The sequence below is a fragment of the Kitasatospora sp. NPDC005856 genome (assembly GCF_040629945.1).
In the GTDB taxonomy this organism is placed as follows: Bacteria; Actinomycetota; Actinomycetes; order Streptomycetales; family Streptomycetaceae; genus Kitasatospora.
On the sequence record NZ_JBEXWT010000130.1, the window covers coordinates 1 to 20575 of the forward strand.

General features: G+C 72.3%; 20 protein-coding genes, 1 tRNA gene and 2 pseudogenes. 9 read left to right on the forward strand and 14 right to left on the reverse strand.

From position 1 onward, the window contains the following. Positions 1-292: pseudogene (locus tag ABZ449_RS38995) on the reverse strand (hypothetical protein); the annotation flags it as partial. Between the two features lie 61 nt (positions 293-353). Further along, positions 354-1259 carry a mycothiol conjugate amidase Mca gene (gene mca / locus ABZ449_RS39000; RefSeq protein ID WP_360356011.1) on the reverse strand — a complete coding sequence of 302 codons (906 nt, stop codon included), beginning with the start codon at positions 1257-1259 and terminating at the stop codon, positions 354-356. A gap of 244 nt (positions 1260-1503) precedes the next feature. Here mca and ABZ449_RS39005 point away from each other — a divergent pair, with 244 nt between their 5' ends. Next, positions 1504-1917: a DUF4307 domain-containing protein gene (locus ABZ449_RS39005; protein ID WP_360356014.1), complete on the forward strand. Its 414-nt coding sequence runs from the start codon at positions 1504-1506 to the stop codon at positions 1915-1917. A gap of 322 nt (positions 1918-2239) precedes the next feature. Further along, a complete protein-coding gene (gene greA, locus ABZ449_RS39010; protein ID WP_316526550.1) occupies positions 2240-2740 on the forward strand; it encodes a transcription elongation factor GreA in 501 nt (166 codons plus the stop codon). Positions 2741-2847: 107 nt separating this feature from the next. Here greA and ABZ449_RS39015 read toward each other — a convergent pair whose 3' ends face one another. The 3 genes from ABZ449_RS39015 to ilvA all read right to left on the reverse strand — a co-directional run bounded on the left by ABZ449_RS39015 (position 2848) and on the right by ilvA (position 6116). Then, positions 2848-3705 carry an ABC transporter permease gene (locus ABZ449_RS39015; RefSeq protein WP_360356017.1) on the reverse strand — a complete coding sequence of 286 codons (858 nt, stop codon included), beginning with the start codon at positions 3703-3705 and terminating at the stop codon, positions 2848-2850. Between the two features lies 1 nt (position 3706). Continuing rightward, a complete protein-coding gene (locus ABZ449_RS39020; RefSeq protein ID WP_360356019.1) occupies positions 3707-4759 on the reverse strand; it encodes an ATP-binding cassette domain-containing protein in 1053 nt (350 codons plus the stop codon). A gap of 145 nt (positions 4760-4904) precedes the next feature. Continuing rightward, positions 4905-6116: a threonine ammonia-lyase gene (gene ilvA, locus ABZ449_RS39025; protein WP_360356022.1), complete on the reverse strand. Its 1212-nt coding sequence runs from the start codon at positions 6114-6116 to the stop codon at positions 4905-4907. A gap of 122 nt (positions 6117-6238) precedes the next feature. Between ilvA and ABZ449_RS39030 the strand changes: the two genes are divergently transcribed. Next, the gene (locus ABZ449_RS39030; RefSeq protein ID WP_360356024.1) at positions 6239-6721 is read left to right on the forward strand and encodes a MarR family transcriptional regulator; all 483 of its coding nucleotides are present in this window, start codon (positions 6239-6241) and stop codon (positions 6719-6721) included. A 33-nt stretch (positions 6722-6754) separates the two neighbouring features. Here ABZ449_RS39030 and ABZ449_RS39035 read toward each other — a convergent pair whose 3' ends face one another. After that, complete coding sequence (locus tag ABZ449_RS39035; RefSeq protein WP_360356027.1) at positions 6755-7909, reverse strand: cystathionine gamma-synthase; 1155 nt, start codon at positions 7907-7909, stop codon at positions 6755-6757. A 204-nt stretch (positions 7910-8113) separates the two neighbouring features. Between ABZ449_RS39035 and msrA the strand changes: the two genes are divergently transcribed. Both msrA and ABZ449_RS39045 read left to right on the forward strand, forming a co-directional pair. Next, positions 8114-8779 carry a peptide-methionine (S)-S-oxide reductase MsrA gene (msrA, locus tag ABZ449_RS39040; RefSeq protein WP_360356060.1) on the forward strand — a complete coding sequence of 222 codons (666 nt, stop codon included), beginning with the start codon at positions 8114-8116 and terminating at the stop codon, positions 8777-8779. A 164-nt stretch (positions 8780-8943) separates the two neighbouring features. Continuing rightward, complete coding sequence (locus ABZ449_RS39045) at positions 8944-9306, forward strand: cupin domain-containing protein (RefSeq protein ID WP_360356030.1); 363 nt, start codon at positions 8944-8946, stop codon at positions 9304-9306. Positions 9307-9316: 10 nt separating this feature from the next. Here ABZ449_RS39045 and ABZ449_RS39050 read toward each other — a convergent pair whose 3' ends face one another. The 5 genes from ABZ449_RS39050 to ABZ449_RS39070 form a co-directional block, all read right to left on the reverse strand. Continuing rightward, positions 9317-10159: a hypothetical protein gene (locus ABZ449_RS39050; protein WP_360356033.1), complete on the reverse strand. Its 843-nt coding sequence runs from the start codon at positions 10157-10159 to the stop codon at positions 9317-9319. Continuing rightward, complete coding sequence (locus tag ABZ449_RS39055; protein WP_360356036.1) at positions 10156-10707, reverse strand: SigE family RNA polymerase sigma factor; 552 nt, start codon at positions 10705-10707, stop codon at positions 10156-10158. The genes ABZ449_RS39050 and ABZ449_RS39055 overlap by 4 nt, the downstream gene beginning before the upstream one ends. 83 nt (positions 10708-10790) lie before the next feature. Then, the gene (locus tag ABZ449_RS39060) at positions 10791-12089 is read right to left on the reverse strand and encodes an Ig-like domain-containing protein (protein ID WP_360356039.1); all 1299 of its coding nucleotides are present in this window, start codon (positions 12087-12089) and stop codon (positions 10791-10793) included. A 200-nt stretch (positions 12090-12289) separates the two neighbouring features. After that, a complete protein-coding gene (locus ABZ449_RS39065) occupies positions 12290-12625 on the reverse strand; it encodes a hypothetical protein (protein ID WP_360356042.1) in 336 nt (111 codons plus the stop codon). A 580-nt stretch (positions 12626-13205) separates the two neighbouring features. Continuing rightward, on the reverse strand, positions 13206-14606 hold the full coding sequence (locus tag ABZ449_RS39070; protein WP_360356045.1) for a cystathionine beta-synthase: 1401 nt from the start codon (positions 14604-14606) through the stop codon (positions 13206-13208). 213 nt (positions 14607-14819) lie between these two features. Here ABZ449_RS39070 and ABZ449_RS39075 point away from each other — a divergent pair, with 213 nt between their 5' ends. From ABZ449_RS39075 to ABZ449_RS39085, 3 genes are all read left to right on the forward strand, one after another. Continuing rightward, positions 14820-15902 carry an SGNH/GDSL hydrolase family protein gene (locus ABZ449_RS39075; RefSeq protein ID WP_360356047.1) on the forward strand — a complete coding sequence of 361 codons (1083 nt, stop codon included), beginning with the start codon at positions 14820-14822 and terminating at the stop codon, positions 15900-15902. A gap of 63 nt (positions 15903-15965) precedes the next feature. After that, positions 15966-17186, forward strand: coding sequence for an acetyl-CoA C-acetyltransferase (locus ABZ449_RS39080; RefSeq protein WP_360356050.1), 1221 nt, complete (start codon positions 15966-15968; stop codon positions 17184-17186). A 290-nt stretch (positions 17187-17476) separates the two neighbouring features. Then, the gene (locus ABZ449_RS39085; RefSeq protein ID WP_360356053.1) at positions 17477-18415 is read left to right on the forward strand and encodes a hypothetical protein; all 939 of its coding nucleotides are present in this window, start codon (positions 17477-17479) and stop codon (positions 18413-18415) included. A gap of 120 nt (positions 18416-18535) precedes the next feature. Here ABZ449_RS39085 and ABZ449_RS39090 read toward each other — a convergent pair whose 3' ends face one another. From ABZ449_RS39090 to ABZ449_RS39100, 3 genes are all read right to left on the reverse strand, one after another. Then, positions 18536-18919 carry a hypothetical protein gene (locus ABZ449_RS39090; RefSeq protein ID WP_360356055.1) on the reverse strand — a complete coding sequence of 128 codons (384 nt, stop codon included), beginning with the start codon at positions 18917-18919 and terminating at the stop codon, positions 18536-18538. An 87-nt stretch (positions 18920-19006) separates the two neighbouring features. Then, entirely contained in the window at positions 19007-19909 is a 903-nt protein-coding gene (locus ABZ449_RS39095; RefSeq protein ID WP_360356058.1) for a Bax inhibitor-1/YccA family protein, read from the reverse strand. A gap of 140 nt (positions 19910-20049) precedes the next feature. Beyond that, positions 20050-20131: transfer RNA gene (locus tag ABZ449_RS39100), tRNA-Leu, on the reverse strand. A gap of 255 nt (positions 20132-20386) precedes the next feature. Here ABZ449_RS39100 and ABZ449_RS39105 point away from each other — a divergent pair. Further along, positions 20387-20575 (forward strand): annotated as a pseudogene (locus ABZ449_RS39105) (hypothetical protein); the annotation flags it as partial.

Here is a 20575-nt window from a genome sequence, read left to right on the forward strand (position 1 = left end):
GACGAGGACAGCGGACGATACTGCTCGACCGGCCACACGATGAAGCCCTACACCTACATCCAGCCGCTCTCCACGATCGCGCATGACTTCGGCGCGGCACTGGTCCTGGCGCAACCGGACGCGTGGCCTCCGGCTGCTCGACGAAGTCGACCTTCTTGAACTGCCGGTTCATCGACTTGGCCAGGAACCAGGTCGCGACGCCGAGGGCGGCGAAGACGAGGAAGCCGAGCAGGCCGGGGGTGACCTTGGCGTCGTCGACGGCGAGGTCAGCGGCGATGTTGATGAGGTTCACGGAGGCGCTCATATCTCTATGGTGGCCCGGCTCACGCGGAGCCGGACCGTCGGGGGGTGGTTCAGTCGCGCGTGTCGGCGGCCTCGGCGGCCAGGGTGGGGGTGCGCAGGCCGGTGAACAGGTCGTCCTCCGGCAGGTCCACGTCGACCAGGGTACGGGCGAGCTCGTAGTCCTCGGTGGGCCAGACCTCGCGCTGCACCTCCAGCGGGACGCGGAACCACGGGCCGTCCGGGTCGATCTGGGTCGCGTGGGCGATCAGCGCGCGGTCGCGGGTCTCGAACCAGTCGTCGCAGCGGACCCGGGTGGTGATCTCGCGCTCCTTGCGGCCGCTCTTCTCCCAGCCCTCGATCCACTCGCCGTACGGCGACTCGTGGCCGTGCTCGGTGAGGTACTCGTGCAGGGCCCGGATGCGGCCCATCGGGAAGCCGTGGTTGTAGTACAGCTTGAGCGGCTGCCAGGGCTCGCCGGCCTCCGGGTAGGCGTCCGGGTCGCCCGCGGCGTCGAAGGCCAGCATGGTGATCTTGTGGGTCATGATGTGGTCCGGGTGCGGGTAGCCGCCGTTCTCGTCGTAGGTCGTGATGACCTGCGGCTTGAACTCGCGGATCAGCCGGACCAGCGGCTCCGCCGCCTCCTTGACGTCCTGGAGGGCGAAGCAGCCCTCGGGCAGCGGGGGCAGCGGGTCCCCCTCGGGCAGACCGGAGTCCACGAAGCCCAGCCAGGCCTGCTTCACGCCGAGGATCGCCCGCGCCTCGTCCATCTCCTTGCGGCGCACCTCGTGGATGTTCTCCTCGATGTACGGATCCCCCTGGAGCTTGGGGTTGAGGACCGACCCGCGCTCGCCCCCCGTGCAGGTGGCCACCAGCACGTCCACGCCCTGCTCGACGTACATGGCCATGGTGGCCGCGCCCTTGCTGGACTCGTCGTCCGGGTGGGCGTGCACCGCCATCAGTCGCAACTGCTCAGTCAACGCCTTGCGTTCCTTCCACACTCGTCGGGCGTTCCGCGAAGTCCGGGTCTGCCCACCGTACGAACCGCTCACTTCGGGACCGCGTCGCCGCGGGGCCGGGCCGCGGAACGTCGCCGGCGCGGCCGAGCCCTGCCCCCGCCGGACCGGCCGCGGGCGTGCCCCTCCTATAGTGACGGACTGGAGGAGCGTCGCATTCCCCCGCACCATCCCGCGCGGCCCCTCCCCCAGGAGAGGACGGAGTCCGATGAGTGCAGACACCACCGCCACCGGTCTGCCCGAGGGGCGCTACGGCCGCGGCGGCGACCGCGACTCGGACCGCCGCCTCAAGGTGATCGGCGCGGTCTGCGGCGTACTGGGCCTGGGCCTGATCGCCTGGCTGGGCGGTTCGTACGTGCTGCGCGAGTCGAAGATCAACGGCTCGGTGCCGACCTTCCAGGTGCTCTCCGACTCCGAGGTCCAGCTGCACCTCACCGTGCGCAAGGGCGACGGGCAGGCCGGCACCTGCACGGTCCGCTCGCAGGCCGACGACCACTCGGTGGTCGGGGTGGCCGACTTCCCCGTCCCGGCGACCGGCTCCAGCTACGACGCGGTGGTCACCCTGCGCACCACCTCGCGCGGCACCACCGCGGAGCTGCTGGGCTGCACCCCGGCCAAGTAGCCCGCCGGGCAGCGCGCACCCGCGCCACGCACACCCCTGGCAGCGCCCCCGCACCCGGTAGCGCGCATATTCGATCCGGAGAGCGGGCATCCGTAGAGGGTCCCGCACTCCGTCCCCGTACACCCGGGCGTCACGCCGCCGTCAACGGCGCGCCAACGCCCCTCCCGCTTGTCAGCAGGACTTGTTAGGCTCGTGGTTTCGCCCCTTCCGCACCGGATGGTACGGGAGCGGGCGTTGCTTTGTAGTTGAGACCGATATCACCACCGACCCCTGCTGACGACTCACACCCTCAGCTCAGCCCCAGCACCTACGAGGAGCACCCGTGACCCAGACCAGCGAGAACGTGACCTGGCTCACTCAGGCCGGCTACGACCAGCTCAAGGCCGAGCTGGACCACCTGACCGGGCCCTGGCGCATCGAGATCGCCCAGAAGATCGAGGCGGCGCGCGAGGAGGGGGACCTCAAGGAGAACGCCGGTTACCACGCGGCGAAGGAGGAGCAGGGCAAGTACGAGCTGCGCATCCGCCAGCTGACCCAGCTGCTGGAGCGCGCCAAGGTCGGCGAGGCGCCGGCCGACTCGGGCGTGGTGGCCCCGGGCATGGTCGTCACGGTCGCCTTCGACGGCGACGAGGACGACCTCATGGAGTTCCTGCTGGCCTCCCGCGAGGTCGCGGGCGCCGACGACCTGGACGTCTACTCGCCGCAGTCCCCGCTGGGCCGCGCCATCGACGGCAAGCGGATCGGCGACGAGGCCACCTACGAGCTGCCGAACGGCAAGCCGGCCATGGTGAAGATCGTGAAGGTCGTGCCGCACGCCGGCTGATCCGGCCGCACGCCGCACGGTACGAGGGCGGCCGCGGAGGTCCAGGACCTCCGCGGCCGCCCTCGTGCGTTGCCGGCGGTGCGTCGTGCGGGTGGAGCCGCGCCTCGTCAGGCAGTGGACGAACGGTACTTGCGCACCGCCAGCCAGGAGAACACCGCGGTGATCACGACCGACCACATCACCGACACCAGCGCCGCGTGCTGCATCGGCCAGGCGCTGTCCACCGGCCCGACCTGGTTGCCGAACAGCACCCGGCAGGCCTGCACGGTGGCGCTGAACGGGTTCCAGTACGCGACCGGCTGGAGCCACTCCGGCATCGAGGACACCGGCACGAAGGCGTTGGACACGAAGGTCAGCGGGAACAGCCAGATCAGCCCGGCCGAGGTGGCCGCCTCGGGGCTGCGCACCGACAGGCCGATCAGCGCGCCGATCCAGGAGAAGGCGTAGCCGAGCAGGAGCAGCAGGCCGAAGGCCGCGAGCGCGTCGAGCAGGCCCTCGTGGATCCGCCAGCCGACCAGCAGCGCGACCATCGCCAGCACGACCAGGATGAACGCGGTCTGGCACAGGTCCGCGAGGGTGCGGCCGACCAGCACCGCCGAACGGGCCATCGGCAGCGAGCGGAAGCGGTCCACCAGCCCCTTGCTCATGTCCTCCGCGATGCCCGCCGAGGCGCCGGCGACGGCGAAGGTGACGGTCTGGGCGAAGATGCCGGCCATCAGGAACTGGATGTACGTGTCCGAGCTGGAGTTCGTGCCGGGGATCTTGATCGCCCCGCCCATCACGTACGAGAACAGCAGCACGAACATGACCGGCTGCATCAGCCCGAAGACCACGATCTCCGGGATGCGGGTCATCCGGCGCAGGTTGCGCTTGGCGACCACCCAGGAGTCGTGCAGGGCGGCGGCGATCCCCCGGCGCTGCCTGGGTATCGCCGGGCCGATGGCGTGCTCGGTGGCGGTGCTCATCTCAGTTCTCCTTCCCGGCCGCGACGGCCTCCTTGTCCTGCCCCGGGCCGCCCGCGCCGTCCTTGCCCCGGCCGCGCGCCTTGCGGGCTGCGCCGCCCTCCTCCTCCGACCGTTCCTCGGCGACGTGGCCGGTGAGGGTGAGGAAGACGTCGTCCAGGGTCGGGCGGCGCAGCCCGATGTCGTCCATCTCGATCCCGCGGGAGTCCAGCTCGCGGATCGCGTCGGCGAGCACCCGCGCGCCGCCGCTGACCGGCAGGGTGATCCGGCGGGTGTTCCGCTCCACCGTCGGCTCCTTCAGGGCGTAGCCGGACAGCGCGGCGACCGCGTCGGCGACCAGTGCGGGATCGTGCACGACGACCTCGATCCGCTCGCCGCCGATCTGCGCCTTGAGCTGGTCGGCGGTGCCGCGGGCGATCACCCGGCCCTGGTCGACCACGGCGATGTCGTGGGCGAGCCGGTCGGCCTCCTCCAGGTACTGGGTGGTGAGCAGCAGCGTGGTGCCCTGCTCGACCAGGGTCTCGATGACCTCCCAGAGCGCGAGCCGGTTGCGCGGGTCGAGGCCGGTGGTCGGCTCGTCCAGGAACATCACCGGCGGCCGGACGACCAGTGCGGCGGCGAGGTCCAGGCGCCGGCGCATGCCGCCGGAGTAGGTCTTGGCGGTGCGGTCCTTGGCCCCGGTGAGGTTGAACCACTCCAGCAGTTCCAGCGCGCGGGCCTTCGCGTCGCGGTTGCTCATCTGGTAGAGCTCGCCGACCATGGTGAGGTTCTCGAAGCCGGTCAGGTACTCGTCGACCGCCGCGTACTGGCCGGACAGGCCGATCAGGCTGCGGACCCGGTTGGGGTGCTTGAGCACGTCGACCCCGGCGACCACCGCGCGGCCGGAGTCGGGGCGGAGCAGGGTGGTGAGGACCCGCACGGTGGTGGTCTTCCCGGCGCCGTTCGGGCCGAGCAGCCCGAGCACCGTGCCCTCGGGGACGTCGAGGCTGACGCCGTCCAGGGCTCGTACGTCGCCGAAGGTCTTGACCAGGTTCTCGGCTTGGATGGCTGGCGCCATGGCCTTGCCTCATCTCCTCGAACGTATGGGGCGATCCGTCCCACTCTGCCCTGTTTTCGGGCACGCGGGCGACCCGATTCGGCCCGCGGGACCAGAACGCGATGTATCGCGAGTCTCCCAGTACGCGATATATCGCGTCAAGGGATCAGCCGGAGACCACGTACCCCGCGTCCCGCAGCTCCCCGACCACCAGCGCGCAGTGCTCCGGCCCCTTGGTCTCCAGGTGCAGGTCCACCTCGACCTCGGTCAGCCCCAGCCGCGGGTCGATCCGCACGTGCGCCACGTCCAGCACGTTGGCGTCCACCCTGGTCAGCACGGACAGCAGGTCCGCCAGCGCGCCCGGCCGGTCCGCCAGCCGCACCCGCAGCGACAGGTAGCGCCCGGCCGCCGCCAGTCCGTGCCGCAGCACCCGCTGCATCAGCTGCGGGTCGATGTTGCCTCCGGACAGCACCGCCACCACCGGACCCTCGAAGGAGTCGGGCTGCTCCAGCAGCGCCGCGATCGGGGCCGCCCCGGCCGGCTCGACCACCAGCTTCAGCCGCTCCAGCCCGAGCAGCAGCGCCCGCGACAGCGCGTCCTCGGAGACCGTGCGGATGCCGTCCCCCAGGGTGTTGATCACCTCGAACGGGATGTCGCCGGGGCGCCCGACCATGATCCCGTCCGCCATGGTGGCGAACTGCTCCAGCGACACCGGCCGCCCGGCCGCCAACGAGGGCGGGTACGCGGCCGCACCGGCCGCCTGCACCCCGATCACCCGCACGTCCGGCCGCAGCGGTTTGACCGCCGCCGCGATCCCGGCCAGCAGCCCACCGCCGCCCACCCCGACCAGGACGGTGCGCACCTCCGGGCACTGCTCCAGGATCTCCAGACCGACGGTCGCCTGACCGGTGACCACGTCCCAGTGGTCGAAGGGGTGGATGAACACCGCGCCGGTCGCCTCCGCGTACCGCTGCGCGGCCAGCAGGGCCTCGTCCACGGTGGCGCCGTGCAGCCGCACGTCGGCGCCGTACTCACGGGTGGCCGCGACCTTCGGCAGCGGCGCGGCCGCCGGCATGAACACCGTGGAGCGCACGCCCAGCAGCGCGGCCGCCAGCGCGACCCCCTGGGCGTGGTTCCCGGCGCTCGCCGCCACCACCCCACCGGCCCGCTGCACCGGCGAGAGTCCCGCGATCCGCACGTACGCCCCGCGCAGCTTGAAGGACCCGGTGCGCTGGAGGTTCTCGCACTTCAGGTGGACCGGCGCGCCGATCAGCTCGGAGAGGTGCCGGCTGCCCTCCATCGGGGTCACCCGGGCGACCCCGGCGAGCATCTTCTGGGCGCCGCGGACGTCGTCGAGGGTGATCGGCCAGGTGTGCATGGCGCCACACTACGGCTGCGGGCGGCGGCACTCCGGGATGCCGGGCCTGTTCCCGGGCCCGCCCGGCCCGCGTACTCTGCTGCTTCCGAGCCTCCCTCGCCGCACGACGATCGTGAGCCGCGATGACGACGACCTCGCCCCAGGCCACCGACCGCATCGACCCCGTGCACACCCAACTCCAGTACCAGCTCGCGGTGTTCGCACGCCGGATGGAGCAGGTCCGGGCCTCCGGCGGCGGGGCCGGGGCACTGGACCGGGCCGCCTACCTGCTGCTCGACCGGCTGGAGCGGCACGGGCCGGCCAACGTCAAGGCCCTGGCCGAGGCGCTGGGCGTGGACTCCTCCACGGTGACCCGCCAGGTCGCCCCGCTGGTCGCGGCCGGGCTGGTCGGCCGGGTGCAGGACCCGGCCGACCGCCGTGCCGTACGGCTCGCGCTGACCTCGCACGGAACCGGCCGGCTCGCCGAAGTCCGCGACGGCCGGGCCGAGTTGACCCGCCGCCTGGTGGCCGGCTGGCCGCCGGAGGAACAGCGCGCGTTCTGCGCCCTGCTGGCCCGCTTCAACCTCGCGATGGAGACGTACAGCGCGGACCAGCAGGGGCAGTGAGCGGCGACGAGGGGCCGCAGGGCCCCGACGGCCTCAGCCCAGCGCCTGCTTGAGGTCGGCCAACAGGTCGTCGATCGACTCGATGCCGACCGAGACGCGCACCAGGTCGGACGGCACCTCCAGCGGCGAGCCGGCAGCCGAGGCGTGGGTCATCCGGCCGGGGTGCTCGATCAGCGACTCGACGCCGCCGAGCGACTCGCCGAGGGTGAACAGCTGCGCGCGGTTGCAGACCTCGACGGCCGCCTCCTCGCCGCCGGCGACCCTGAACGAGACCATGCCGCCGAACGCCTTCATCTGCTTGGCCGCGATGTCGTGGCCGGGGTGCTCGGGCAGGCCCGGGTAGAGCACCTGGCTGACCTTCGGGTGGTTCGCCAGCAGCTCGGCGACCTTCTCCGCGTTGGCGCTGTGCCGGTCCATCCGGACGCCCAGCGTCTTGATGCCGCGCAGCACCAGCCACGCGTCGAACGGGCCGGAGACGGCGCCCATCGCGTTCTGGTGGTAGGCCACCTCCTCGCCGAGGGTGGCGTCGGCCAGCACCAGCGCACCGCCGACCACGTCCGAGTGGCCGCCCATGTACTTGGTGGTGGAGTGCACGACGGCGTCCGCGCCGAGCGAGATCGGCTGCTGGAGGTACGGGCTGGCGAAGGTGTTGTCGACCACCAGCAGCGCGCCGGCGCCGTGCGCGATCTCGGCGAGCGCGGCGAGGTCGGTGATGCCCAGCAGCGGGTTGGACGGGGTCTCCACCCACACCGCGCGGGTGTTGGGGCGGATCGCCTCGCGGACGGTGGTCAGGTCCTGGGTGTTGGCCACGGAGAACTCGACGCCCCAGCGGGTCAGCACCTTGGCGAACAGCCGGAAGGTGCCGCCGTAGGCGTCGTTGGGGATCACGATGTGGTCGCCCGGCTTGAGGATGCTGCGCAGCAGGGTGTCCTCGGCGGCCAGGCCGGAGGCGAAGGCGAGGCCGCGGGCGCCGCCCTCCAGTGCCGCGAGGCACTCCTCCAGCGCGGTGCGGGTCGGGTTGGCGCTGCGGCTGTACTCGTAGCCGCCCCGCAGTCCGCCCACCCCGTCCTGCTTGTAGGTGGACACCTGGTAGATCGGCGTGACGACGGCCCCGGTCTGGGGGTCTGCCTCCTGACCCGCGTGGATGGCGAGGGTCTCGAAGCCCTGGGGAAGCTGGTGCTCGGTCATGGGTCCGAGCCTAGTGCGCGAACGCCGTCCAGCCCGAACGAACCGGGAACCGGGACGAACCCGCAGGTGGGAGCGGGGTTACGGCGGGCCGGAACCGCCGTGCGCACGGCCCGCGGCCGCTCCCGGAATCCGGCGGCGGCCGTCCGCGTTGGACACTGCGCCAGGATCCCCGACGCCAGGATCCCCGACCCGCTGGAGCAGGCCGTGCTGTTCAACCGCCACAAGACCTCGCTCGTCCCCGCCGACCAGGCGCTGCCCGGTCGGCCGACCCCGGCCTTCACGCCGACCGAGCCGCACACCGTGCTCGGGCACCCGCTGTCCGGCCCGTACCCGGAGGGCCTGGAGGTGGCCGACTTCGGGCTCGGCTGCTTCTGGGGCGCCGAACGGACCTTCTGGCGGCTTCCCGGTGTCTGGACGACGCTGGTCGGGTACCAGGGCGGCCACACCCCCAACCCGACGTACGAGGAGGTGTGCAGCGGACTGACCGGGCACACCGAGGCGGTCCGCGTGGTGTACGACCCGGCGGTGATCTCCTACGAGCGCCTGTTGAAGACGTTCTGGGAGTCGCACGACCCGACGCAGGGCAACCGCCAGGGCAACGACGTGGGCACCCAGTACCGCTCCGCCGTCTACACCCACTCCCCCGCCCAGGCCGAGGCCGCCGCTGCCACCCGGGACGCGTTCCAGCCCGCGCTGACCGCGCTCGGCTACGGCCCGATCACCACCGAGGTCGCCCCGGCGGGTCCGTTCTACCCGGCCGAGGCGTACCACCAGCAGTACCTGTCGGAGGCCAAGAACCCCAACGGCTACTGCGGCCTCGGCGGCACCGGCGCCTCCTGCCCGATCGGCGTGGCCCGCACCCGGGGCTGACCTCCCGCCCACCGGGCCGGCCCCCGGAACAGCCCCGGGCCCGCCTCCGGGAACGGCCACCCGAAGCGACCGGTCCCCGATCCGGGCGCAGACTGGAAGGGCCAGCAGGGCCGGCTCGGCCGCCCGCCCGCGGCCGGGCCGGCCCGGTGGGAGAGGAGTGCGCCATGTCCGGTGTCTACCAGCGGAACTTCGACGATCCCGAGGAAGTCCGCCCCTTCGAGGAGGGCGCGGGGGAACTGCGACTGGTCAACCTGGACGGCGGCCCGGTGGGCCGGGCCGTGTTCGAGCCCGGGTGGCAGTGGTCCAAGCACGTGAAGCCGATCGCCAAGACCGACAGCTGCCAGGCGGCCCACACCTGCTACGTGGTCTCCGGCCGGATGAAGATCGCCATGGACGACGGCCAGGGGTTCGAGATCGGCCCCGGCGACTTCGTGGTCATCCCGCCCGGACACGACGCCTGGACGGTGGGCCCGGAGGCCTGCGTGATCGTCGACTGGCAGGGCTTCGCGGACTACGCGAAGCGGTGAACGGGTCGCCTCAGAGCGTGGCGGGCGGCTGCTCCCGGGTTCCGTCCGCTGCCTGGCCGGGGCTTCCCGCCAGCAGCTTCCCGGTGGTGTCGTAGGCCCCGACGGCCGGGACGGCCGGGAGGCTCCCGCTCTTGAGGACGACGCGCGGCACGTCGCCGTAGTAGGAGACCCAGCCCTGCATGCCGGCCGTGGTGAGCAGGGTGGCGAGGGTGGGCCGGTCGCCCGTGAACAGCACGATCCGAGCCGGGGTGGGGCCCCGGTAGTAGCTGTGCACGATGACGCGGTCGGCCACCTCGTTGTAGGCCACGGCGATGCCGGGCCGGTCGTACGGGACGCCCGGGGAGGAGAGGACGTCGGTGCAGGCCGGGGTCGACGAGTACGTACCGGTCTTCCGGTCGAGGTAGTCCTGGCACTCCTGGGTCGGGGTCACGGACACCCGGACCCCCGGGGCCAGTTCGACCTTCTCCTTCGGAGCGACCCACCTCACCGGCGAGAGCGGCAGCCCGGTCGGCGTGGCGGTGGGCAGCACGGTGGTGGGCACCGGACCGGTGGGCGCCGCCGCGGCCGCCCCCACCGACGACGTCGTCGCCGACGGACCGGTGGGCACCGCCGCGGCCGCCCCCGCCGACGGCGTCGTCGCCGCCCCCGCGACCTGCCCGACGTGCCGGGCGCTCCCGGCCGTCACCGCCGTCACCCCGCAGACCACGGCCACCGCGACCGCGGCCGCCCCGGCCCCCGCCCGGCGTCTGGCCCGGCGGCGCCGGGCGGCCGCGATGATCGTCACCGGATCCGGCCCGGTCGCGTACGGGTCCTCGTCCTTGAGCAGTTCGCCTAGCCGGTGCTCGAAGCTCATACCGTCACCTCGATGTGCGTCGTGGGACTCACCGCCCCGCCGGAGCGGTCGGCGAGTTCGGGCAGTGCGCGCAGCTTCGACATGGCCCGGTGCAGCGTGCTCTTCACCGTGCCCGGGGCGATACCCAGTTCGGCCGCGATGGCGGCCTCGGTGAGGTCCCCGTAGTACCGCAGCACGACGACCGTCCGCTCCCGGCGGGTGAGCGTGCCCAGCGCCTGGCGCAGCAGGGCCCGTTCGGCCTGCCGTTCGGCGAGGTCCTCGGCGAGCGGGCGGTCGGGGACGTGCTCGATGGGCAGCTCGTGGTTGCGCCGCCGACGCCACCAGTCGCGGTGCTGGTTGACCACGATCCTGCGGACGTACGCGGTGGGGTCGTCCCCGGTGATCCGGTGCCAGTGCAGGTAGGCACGCTCCAGCGCCGACTGCACGATGTCCTTGGCCCGGTCCGGGTCGCCGGTCAACAGCTCGGCCAGCCGCAGCAGTTTGCGGCCGCTCCCGGCGACGAACGCGCTGAACTCCTCGTCCTGTCGCCGTCTCTGCTCGCGTTTCACACCCGTCCTACGCCTCGGGCGGGCCGCGAGGTTCGGTCCGCCCGAGGACTTCCGAGGACTTCTTCAGAAGAGGTCCGGCCGGATCAGACGGCGCTGCCGGCCTTCCAGGCGGCCCAGCCCATGTTCCAGCCGTTCAGGCCGTTGTCCGGGGCGACCGTCTTGTCGCCGGAGTTCACGACCTCGACCACGTCGCCGATCATCGAGGACTTGTAGAACTTGGAGCCGTCCGCACCGGAGTCCTGGGCGCCCTTGGTGTCCTGGAGGCCGATGCAGCCGTGGCTGGTGTTCTGGCCGCCGAAGATCGACGGCGAGGACCAGTAGTTGCCGTGGATGAAGGTGCCCGAGGTGCTGAGGCGCTGGGCGTGCGGCACGTCCGCGATGTCGTACTCACTGCCCAGGTTGACGGTCTGCGAGTTCATCCGGGTCTGGGTGTACTGCTCGGAGATCACCATCTTGCCGCCCCAGGTGGTGTGCTCGGGCGAACCGCCGGAGATCTTGTAGACCGCGCTGACCTGGCCGTCGGTGGTGACGGTGAGCTTCTTGGTGGCGAGGTCGGCGACGCTGGTCTGGGCGCGGCCGATGGTGAAGCGCACGTCCTTGGACTGGGTGCCGTACACGCCCTTGGCGCCCTCGACGTCCTTGAGCCGGAGCTTGAGGGTGACCTTGGTGCCCTTGGCCCAGTACTCCTGCGGCCGGAAGTCGAGGCGGGTGCTGGAGAACCAGTGGCCGACGATCTCGACGCCCGGCTCGGCTATCACCGTGATCGCCTGCTGGACGGCCTTGCGGTCGGTGATCGGCTTGCTGAAGTTGATCGAGACCGGCATGCCGACGCCGACGGTGGAGCCGTCCTCGGGGGTGAAGTAGCCGACGAAGGTGTTGGCCGGGGTCGCCGTGGTGAAGACGGCGTTGGAGTCCGCCTCCAGCTTGTCCTTGTCGAAGGCGGTGGCGGCGACGGCGTACTTGGTGCCGCTGGCGGGGGCGGCGGCCGAGGTCCAGCCGGTGCCGTCGGCGGAGAGCTGGCCGGCCAGTTCCTTGCCCGTGGTGTCGGTGACCTTGACGCTGCTCAGGGTGCCGTTGGCGACGGTGACCTTGACCGGCTCGCTGAAGCTCGCGGAGGCGGCGCCGTCGGCCGGGGTGACGGTGATCACCGCCGTCGAGGTCTTCGGGGCGGGGCTGCTCGCACCGCCGGAGCCCGGGGTGCCGTTCGCACCGCCGGAGTCGCTGCCCGATCCGCCGGCGCCGCCGTTACCGCTCGCGCTGGCGCCGCTGTTGTCGTTGCAGGCCGCCAGCAGCAGCACGGGTGCGCCGATCAGCCCCGCGAGGACCCCGCGCCGGCTCCAGTTGCTTCCGGCCGCCCGCCCCTGACCGTCCCGTGCCGTCACGTCGCGTCTCCCTGCTGATCATCCCGGGCATTACGGATACAGAAACGCAATACGCCCGTTCACGGTTCCATCACCGAAGGGTAAGCGATCGTATGAGATGACCCAACTTCCCGACGAACAGGGACAAAACGCCCGGCCCGCAGAGCGGACCGGGCGTTCACGGGCGGTGACGACGAGCGCCGTCACCCGGTGGTCGCGTCCTACTCGGCGGACCCGTCGACCTGGTACTCGTCCCACTCCTCGTCGTCCGGGTCGAACTCGGTCTGCGCCGACTCCCAGGTCGCCGAGGCGAGCTCCACGCCGGGCACCTCGCCGAGCAGGGCGACGGGGTCGATGAAGTGGGCGAGCGAACCCGACGGGTCCACCTCGATGGCCTCGACGGACTGGGCGCGCTCCTCGTCGTCGAGGTACTCGTCCGCGGTCACCGCCTCCAGGGCGGCGGCCTTCAGCGCGCCCTCGTCGGTGATCTCCGCGATGAGCTCGATCTTGACCCGGACGTAGCGCGGGGCCTGGTCGGTCGTTTCAGTGCTGGTCATGCGTGCGAGCGTACGGGACGTCCGCGCCCGGCGCGGAGCGCGGGCGGCCGCCCGGAGCACACCCCGCGCGCCCCTGCACACCCCCGCACGCCCCCACGAACGGCGGGCCCCGCGCGAACGGAAGGGGCCGGCCCTTCGGAGAAGGACCGGCCCCACCTTCGCCCCGCCTGGGCTCCCCCACCCGGGAGCCGCGGGGACACGCGCCGTGCGGCGCGTCGCTGCCGCGGGAGCCGCCGCACCCTGTCAGCCGGCCGGGGCCGGGCAGGGGCGGGACGACGGCGCCTCCCACGGCGGAGGACACGGCGGCCGGGTCAGGGCCACCTGGTGTGTCCGGAGCCGACCGCGGTCGCCGGGGAGCCGCTCCCGGACGATCTGCCGTCGCCTCACTCGGCGTCCTGCCGTTGACCACCACGATGCCCGAGCCGTGTTAACCACGTGCTGCGGACAGGTGACGCCGGTGTACCACTTCCTCCGTGGACGGATCCTCCGCACCCGGCCACGGAACCGGGCGGCGTGACGGCGTGGCGGCGACACCGCGCGGGCGGCACGGCGTCGGCGACGGGAGGCCGGTGACGCCGGGTCAGTGCTGGGCGCGGCCCGTCAGGTAGCCCAGCAGGTCCTGGCGGGTGACGATGCCCTGCGGCTTGCCCTCGACCAGCACGACGGCCGCGTCGGCCTTCTCCAGCACGGTCATCAGGTTGGTGACGGTCTCGCCCGAGCCGACCACCGGCAGCGGCTTGGACATCACCTTGTCCAGCGTGTCGGTGAGCTCGATCTCCTTGGCGAAGATGCCCTCCAGCAGCAGCTTCTCCACCACCGAGCCGATCACCTCGCCGGCCATGATGTCCGGGTGGCCGGCGCCCGGGGAGACCACCGGCATCTGCGAGACGCCGTACTCGCGCAGCACCCGGACCGCCTCGGCGACCGTCTCGTTCGGGTGCATGTGGACGAACTGCGGGACGCCGCCCTGCTCGATGGACTCCTTGCGGGCCAGCACCTCGCCGATGTGCGCCTCGTCGGTGGACGAGGGCAGGAAGCCGTAGTCGGCCATCCAGTCGTCGTTGAAGATCTTCGACAGGTAGCCGCGGCCGCCGTCCGGCAGCAGCACCACCACGACGTCGTCCGGCCCGAGCTCCTTGGCCACCTCCAGCGCGGCCACCACGGCCATGCCGCAGGAGCCGCCGACCAGCAGGCCCTCCTCCTTGGCCAGGCGGCGGGTCATCTGGAACGAGTCCTTGTCGGAGACGGCGACGATCTCGTCCGCGACGTCGCGGTCGTAGGCGGTCGGCCAGAAGTCCTCACCGACGCCCTCGACCAGGTACGGCCGGCCGGTGCCGCCCGAGTAGACCGAGCCCTCCGGGTCGGCGCCGATCACCTTGACCTTGCCGCCGGAGGCCTCCTTCAGGTAGTTGCCGGTGCCGGAGATGGTGCCGCCGGTGCCGACGCCCGCCACGAAGTGGGTGATCCTCCCGTCGGTCTGCTCCCACAGCTCCGGGCCGGTGGAGTGGTAGTGCGAGGCCGGGTTGTCCGGGTTGGAGTACTGGTCCGGCTTCCAGGCGTTCGGGGTCTCCCGGACCAGGCGGTCGGAGACGTTGTAGTACGAGTCCGGGTGCTCCGGGGCGACGGCGGTCGGGCAGACGACCACCTCGGCGCCGTACGCGCGCAGGGTGTTGATCTTGTCGGTGGAGACCTTGTCGGGACAGACGAAGATGCACTTGTAGCCCTTCTGCTGGGCCACGATCGCCAGGCCGACACCGGTGTTGCCGGAGGTCGGCTCGACGATGGTGCCACCCGGCTTGAGGGCGCCCGAGGCCTCGGCGGCCTCGATCATGCGCATCGCGATGCGGTCCTTGACCGAGCCACCGGGGTTGAAGTACTCGACCTTCGCCAGCACTGTCGCGCTGATGCCCTCGGTGACCTTGTTCAGCTTGACCAGCGGCGTGTTGCCGACCAGATCGATGATCGAGTTGTGGTACCGCACGGGGGTCCTCCCGGTCTGTGGGCGTGCGACTGCTTATCGGTACTGCAAAGCCTAGGGCGTGGCACCCGCCCCGCGGCTCCCCTCATTCCCACCGCCCCCAATGGCCCACCCCCGGGGGGCACCCCCGGTAGTCCCGGCGCCCGCGCGGGTAAGAGCGCTGTACGGGCATGGCCGTGGCCCCGGAGGGGCCGGCAGGAGGAAGGGGGCACCGGGATGCCAGGGGCGCAGCACTCGCGGGCCCGGGTGGCCCGCCGGATCGCCACCGCGGCGGCGTACGGCGGCGGCGGGCTCGGTCTGCTCGGCGTGGGCGTGGTCGGCCTGCTGCTGACCGAGAGCAAGCTCGCGATCCAGGCCATCGGCGTCCTGGAGACCCAGCCGCCCAGGGCCGACGGCGTCTACGGCGAGGCCTTCGCCGACCGCTCCGCCGCCCCGCAGGCGCCGCTCGTGCTGGCCGTGCTCGGCGACTCCACCGGCGCCGGCCTCGGCGTGGCCCGCTCCGGCGAGACGCCGGGCGCGCTGCTGGCCGCGGGCCTCGCCTCGGTGGCCGAGCGCCCGGTCCGGCTGGTCAACGTGGCCCGCTCCGGCGGCCGCTCCGCCGACCTCTCCGGCCAGCTGGAGCAGGCGCTGCCGCACCACCCGGACGTCGCCGTGGTCATGATCGGCGCCAACGACGTGACCAGGCACAGCCCGGCCCAGCTGGCCGTGCGCCACCTGGGCGAGGCCGTCGCCGCCCTGCGCGCCAACGGCTGCGAGGTGGTCGTGGGCACCTGCCCGGACCTCGGCACGATCAAGCCGGTGCGGCCGCCGCTGCGCTGGGTGGCCCGCCGGCTGAGCCGGCAGCTGGCCGCCGCGCAGACCATCGCGGTGGTGGAGGCGGGCGGCCGGACGGTCTCGCTGGGCTCCCTGCTGGGCCCGGAGTTCGCCGCGCGCCCGGAGATGTTCGCCGCCGACCGCTACCACCCCTCCGCCCAGGGCTACGCGACCGCCGCGATGGCCGTGCTGCCCTCGGTCTGCGCCGTGCTGGGGCTCTGGCCGGAGGAGGAGCGCCCGACCACGGCCGCCCCGGGCGCCGCGGTGCTGCCGGTGGCGGTCGCGGCCGCCGCGGCGGCCGGGCGGGAGGGCACCGAGGTGGCGGCCGTGCCGGCGGAGGGCACGGGCCGTCGCTGGGCCCAGCTGAGGCACCGGCTGGGGATCGGTCTGCCCAGGCCGGAGAGCGGGAAGGAAGCCGGTGCGCGCAGCGGCGCGGCTCCCGGGAATACGTCGGCCAGCTCACACGCTGGTGCGGATGACGCCTGACCTACCAGGCGGTAACTTTCCTCCCGGACGTCAGGTCCGCCGTCACCCAGCGAGGAGCCCGCCATGCCCGAAGCCGTCATCGTCAGCGCAGCCCGTTCGCCGATCGGCCGGGCCTTCAAGGGCTCACTCAAGGACGTCCGCCCGGACGACCTGACCGCCCACATCATCCAGGCCGCCCTGGCCAAGGTGCCCCAGCTCGACCCCCGCCAGATCGACGACCTGATGCTGGGCTGCGGCCTGCCCGGTGGCGAGCAGGGCCACAACCTGGCCCGCATCGTGGCCGTCCAGATGGGCATGGACTACCTGCCCGGCGCGACCATCACCCGCTACTGCTCCTCCTCGCTGCAGACCACGCGGATGGCGCTGCACGCGATCAAGGCCGGCGAGGGCGACGTCTTCGTCTCGGCCGGCGTGGAGACCGTCTCGCGCAGCGTGAACGGCACCTCGGACGGCATGCCGGGCACCATGAACCCGATCTTCGACGAGGCCCGGGCCCGGACGGCGAAGCGCGCCGCGGAGGGCGGCGGCGCGTGGCACGACCCGCGCGAGGACGGCCTGCTGCCGGACGCCTACATCGCGATGGGCCAGACCGCCGAGAACCTGGCCGCGCTCAAGGGCATCACCCGCGCCGAGCAGGACGAGTTCGGCGTCCGCTCGCAGAACCTCGCCGAGGCCGCCATCAAGGCCGGCTTCTGGGAGCGCGAGATCACCCCGGTGACGCTCCCGGACGGCACCGTGGTCAGCACCGACGACGGCCCGCGCGCCGGCGTCACCCTGGAGGGCGTGGCCGGCCTGAAGCCGGTGTTCCGCCCCGACGGCACCGTGACCGCCGGTAACTGCTGCCCGCTGAACGACGGCGCGGCCGCGCTGGTCATCATGTCCGACACCAAGGCCCGCGAGCTCGGCATCACCCCGCTCGCCCGGGTGGTCTCCACCGGCGTCAGCGCGCTCTCCCCCGAGATCATGGGCTACGGCCCGGTCGAGGCGTCCAAGCAGGCGCTCAAGCGGGCCGGCCTGACCATCGACGACATCGACCTGGTCGAGATCAACGAGGCCTTCGCGGCCCAGGTGATCCCCTCCTACCGCGACCTCGGCGTCGACCTGGACAAGCTGAACGTCAACGGCGGCGCGATCGCCGTCGGCCACCCCTTCGGCATGACCGGCGCCCGGATCACCACCACCCTGATCAACTCCCTGCAGTGGCACGACAAGCAGTTCGGCCTGGAGACCATGTGCGTCGGCGGCGGCCAGGGCATGGCGATGGTCATCGAGCGCCTCAGCTGACGCTCCGGACGCCCTCCGAAGGGTCTGGACCACCCATTTGGAGTGACGCAGCGTAATTGAGGGCCGGATCACACCGCGAGGTCGATCCGGCCCTCTTTTCTTTCGTTTTCGGCCCGGAAATCGACACTGCGGAGCGGATCAACTCCACTGCGTAGAACGGTGTTACCTAACAATTTGGGGACAAGAGCGAAAGTCACTGACAAATTGGACATTCGCCACTGCGGTAACAGCCCCGCATGCGGCAGTGTGGACACGTAACCCCGTTCCGCTCCTCGCTAGGAGTACGTTCCGTGAGCGCCGTCTACACCATCCTGCTGCTGATCCTGATCGCCGTGTCGACCGCCGTGCTGCTCCACCTCCGCGGACTCTCCCGCCGACTGGACGCGCAGGCCGCGGCCCCGGCCGCGCCCGCCCCGGTGGACGAGGCCGCGATACGCCGGGCCGTCGCCGAGGCGCTCGCCGCCGACCGCGAGCGCGAGATCGTCGAGGCCCGGGCGTTCTGGGCCGAGCAGGAGGCCCGCGCGGCCGAGGACGCGCCGCTGTTCGACTCCCCGTTCTCCGGCGCCTTCTCCGGCACCGACGAGTGGCCGCTCTTCTTCCCCCGCCCCACCGGCCCGCAGGACGCCGTCGACAACGCCGGGACGATGGACCCGGAGTTCGGCGAGGCGCTGCGCTCCGCGCTGGAGGACCTGATCAACGAGGGCGGCACCGCCCCCGCCGAGCCCGGCACCGAGGGCGGCGCACCGCTGCGCCCCGGCCACCCGGTCGGCGAGGCCAAGGACGCCCGGGCCCGCCGCGAGTCCGACCTGCTGGCCACCGGCTTGGAGGCCGGGCTGCTGGACGCCGACCCGGCCGTCGAGGAGGCCCCGGCCGCCGCGCCCGACCCGCGCCGCCATCCCTCGCACCCCGACTTCGTGCCCAGCCAGGCGCCGTCCCGGGAGTGGACCGACAGCCGGCTGGCCGCCCTCGCCGAGGACGCCGTCGCCCTGATCGACGTCCGCCCGGGCCCGCTGGGCACCCTGGACGTGTACGCCTTCGCCGACGGCACCACCCTCTGCGTGGCCCCGGGCGACCGGGAGGCCGCCTACCGGCTGATCGACGCCGTCCGCGCCGGTGAGCACGTCCGGCTGCTCGGCGGCTCGCGCTTCTCCGGCTCGTACTCGCTGACCTTCTCCACCGACGAGGAGGCCGTCTACGTGCTCGCCGACCGGGTGGTCGCCAGCATCTGACACCGGCTCACCGGATCGCCGGATCTCCGGCACACCAGCACGCAGCGCGCCGAAGGCCGGCCGGGTCCAAGGGGTTACCGACCCGGCCGGCCTTCGGCGTGTGCGCGCCCCCCTGGGGGATCAGCCGCAGAGCGCCGCCGTCTCCCGCACCGCGGCCACCGCCCCGGCCAGCACCTCGGCCGCCGCCACCGGCCCCTCCGGCAGCGCCACCTCCGCGCCCTGCGGCAGCGCCGCGAGCGCGGCCGCCAGGTCGTGCGCGGCGACGGCCAGCTGGTCCCCCACGGCGAAGGCTCCGGCGTCCGGGAACTCCCGCCGCGGACCGTCCTCGGCCGCCAGCGCCAGCCCGGCCAGCCGCCGCGCCAGCTCCAGCGCGGCCGCCGCCCGCGAGGGGTGCCCTGGCACGGCGCCCAGCAGCTTGCTCTGCGGCAGCGAGCGGAAACGATCCGCCAGGGAGTCGGCTGCTTCGACCAGGGGATTCACGTCCAGGGGCTCCACGTCATGCATGGGTAGGAGCGTAAGCGAGAAAGCCGCCGGGCCCCGGAGCGAGGTGCTCCGGGGCCCGGCGGCAGTGGTTCACGGCGGGAGGGACCGTCAGTCGTCGCCGCGCAGGATCGCGATCAGGCGCAGCATCTCCATGTAGATCCAGACCAGCGACACGGTCAGCCCGAAGGCGGCCCGCCACGACTCCCGCTGCGGGGCGCCCTGGGCGATGGCCTCCTCGATCGCCGCGAAGTCCAGCGACAGGAAGAAGGCACCCAGGCCGATGCCGATCAGGCCGACCACGATGCCCAGCGGGCCGGAGCGCAGGCCCATGTCGGCGCCGAAGGCCATCGCGATCATGTTGACCATCAGCAGCAGCACGAAGCCGAGGGCGATCGCGATGCCGATCCGCTGGTAGCGCGCGGTGACCCGGATCCTGCCGCTCTTGTAGGCGAACAGCATCGCGGTGAAGACCGCCGCCGTACCCAGGACCGCCTGGATCACGATGCCGTTCAGCATGGTGTTGAACGCGTGCGAGACGGCGCCCATCGCGAAGCCCTGGAGGGCCGCGTAGGTCAGGATCAGCGGCGGGCTGACGCTGCGCTTGAGCGAGACCACCATGCCGACGACCATGGCCACCAGGCTGGCGGCGATCGCGAAGCCGAAGTTCTCGAACGGCAGCGCGAACCAGGCCACCGCGCCGGCGACGACCAGGGTCAGCAGCGTCATGGCGGTGCGGGCGACCACGTCGTCCAGCGTCATCCGCCCGGTGGCCGCGGGACCGGCCGACGGACCGTTGTACAGCTCGTAGAGCTGTTCGTCGGTCATCGGGCCCTGGCCCTGCGGCTGCTGGGCGTAGGGCGTGCCCGCGTAGGGGTTCTGGCCGTACGCGTTCTGGCCGTAGGGGTTCTGACCGTACGGGCTCCCGGCCTGCGCGGTGGTGCCGAACCCCGCGTAGCCGGCGTCGCGGGTGAAGGACCCCTCCCGCGAGAAGACCGGGTTGCTGCTTCTCATTGCTCATTCCCTCCGTGGCGGCACTGCACCGCCCCGTACAAGGGTAATGGCTTGGCAAAAATTCCGGGATACGCCGCGAGGAGGATCCGGTGAACAACGACCGGCGGGGACGACGTCTGCGCCCCCGCCGGGTTATTCGGTGCCCGGAGCCGGACTCGAACCGGCACGGCCTCGCGGCCAAGCAGTTTTAAGCTGCCCGTGTCTGCGTTCCACCATCCGGGCGTCTGCGAAACCACCCTGAGCCTAGTCTCCCGGCTCACTCTTTCGCATGTTCCCCGCCCCGGAAGTTGTCATGTTTCCTTGCCATCTGACGAACTGTCCGGGATTCGGCCACGAAGGATATCCGTTCCGGCCATCCCTCCGCCTCAGGGTTCACGTCATACCGCAGGAGGAGGGGTCCACCCCTCCCGTACGCCCAGCGGTGGTAGGGCCAACCGTCCGGCGGAGCGACGCAGGACCATGATCACGTCGCGGAACATGGAGGTACAAGTCCACGAGCACAAGGAGCCCCCCGTGACCACGCCGACCGCAACCGCCGTCCGCACCGGCCTGGCGGCCGCCCGAGCCACCGGCCTGAACAAGGTCTACGGGGAGGGGGAGACCCGCGTCGTCGCCCTCGACAACGTCAGCGTGGTCTTCCCCCAGGGCGAGTTCACCGCCATCATG

Bases quoted from the DNA above. Each gene is read 5' to 3' on its own strand.
- ABZ449_RS39005 (WP_360356014.1), top strand. From the start codon at position 1,504: ATGAGTGCAGACACCACCGCCACCGGTCTGCCCGAGGGGCGCTACGGC.
- ABZ449_RS39015 (WP_360356017.1), bottom strand. From the start codon at position 3,705: ATGAGCACCGCCACCGAGCACGCCATCGGCCCGGCGATACCCAGGCAG.
- ABZ449_RS39020 (WP_360356019.1), bottom strand. From the start codon at position 4,759: ATGGCGCCAGCCATCCAAGCCGAGAACCTGGTCAAGACCTTCGGCGAC.
- ilvA (WP_360356022.1), bottom strand. From the start codon at position 6,116: ATGCACACCTGGCCGATCACCCTCGACGACGTCCGCGGCGCCCAGAAG.
- ABZ449_RS39030 (WP_360356024.1), top strand. From the start codon at position 6,239: ATGACGACGACCTCGCCCCAGGCCACCGACCGCATCGACCCCGTGCAC.
- ABZ449_RS39035 (WP_360356027.1), bottom strand. From the start codon at position 7,909: ATGACCGAGCACCAGCTTCCCCAGGGCTTCGAGACCCTCGCCATCCAC.
- ABZ449_RS39045 (WP_360356030.1), top strand. From the start codon at position 8,944: ATGTCCGGTGTCTACCAGCGGAACTTCGACGATCCCGAGGAAGTCCGC.
- ABZ449_RS39050 (WP_360356033.1), bottom strand. From the start codon at position 10,159: ATGAGCTTCGAGCACCGGCTAGGCGAACTGCTCAAGGACGAGGACCCG.
- ABZ449_RS39065 (WP_360356042.1), bottom strand. From the start codon at position 12,625: ATGACCAGCACTGAAACGACCGACCAGGCCCCGCGCTACGTCCGGGTC.
- ABZ449_RS39075 (WP_360356047.1), top strand. From the start codon at position 14,820: ATGCCAGGGGCGCAGCACTCGCGGGCCCGGGTGGCCCGCCGGATCGCC.
- ABZ449_RS39080 (WP_360356050.1), top strand. From the start codon at position 15,966: ATGCCCGAAGCCGTCATCGTCAGCGCAGCCCGTTCGCCGATCGGCCGG.
- ABZ449_RS39090 (WP_360356055.1), bottom strand. From the start codon at position 18,919: ATGCATGACGTGGAGCCCCTGGACGTGAATCCCCTGGTCGAAGCAGCC.
- ABZ449_RS39095 (WP_360356058.1), bottom strand. From the start codon at position 19,909: ATGAGAAGCAGCAACCCGGTCTTCTCGCGGGAGGGGTCCTTCACCCGC.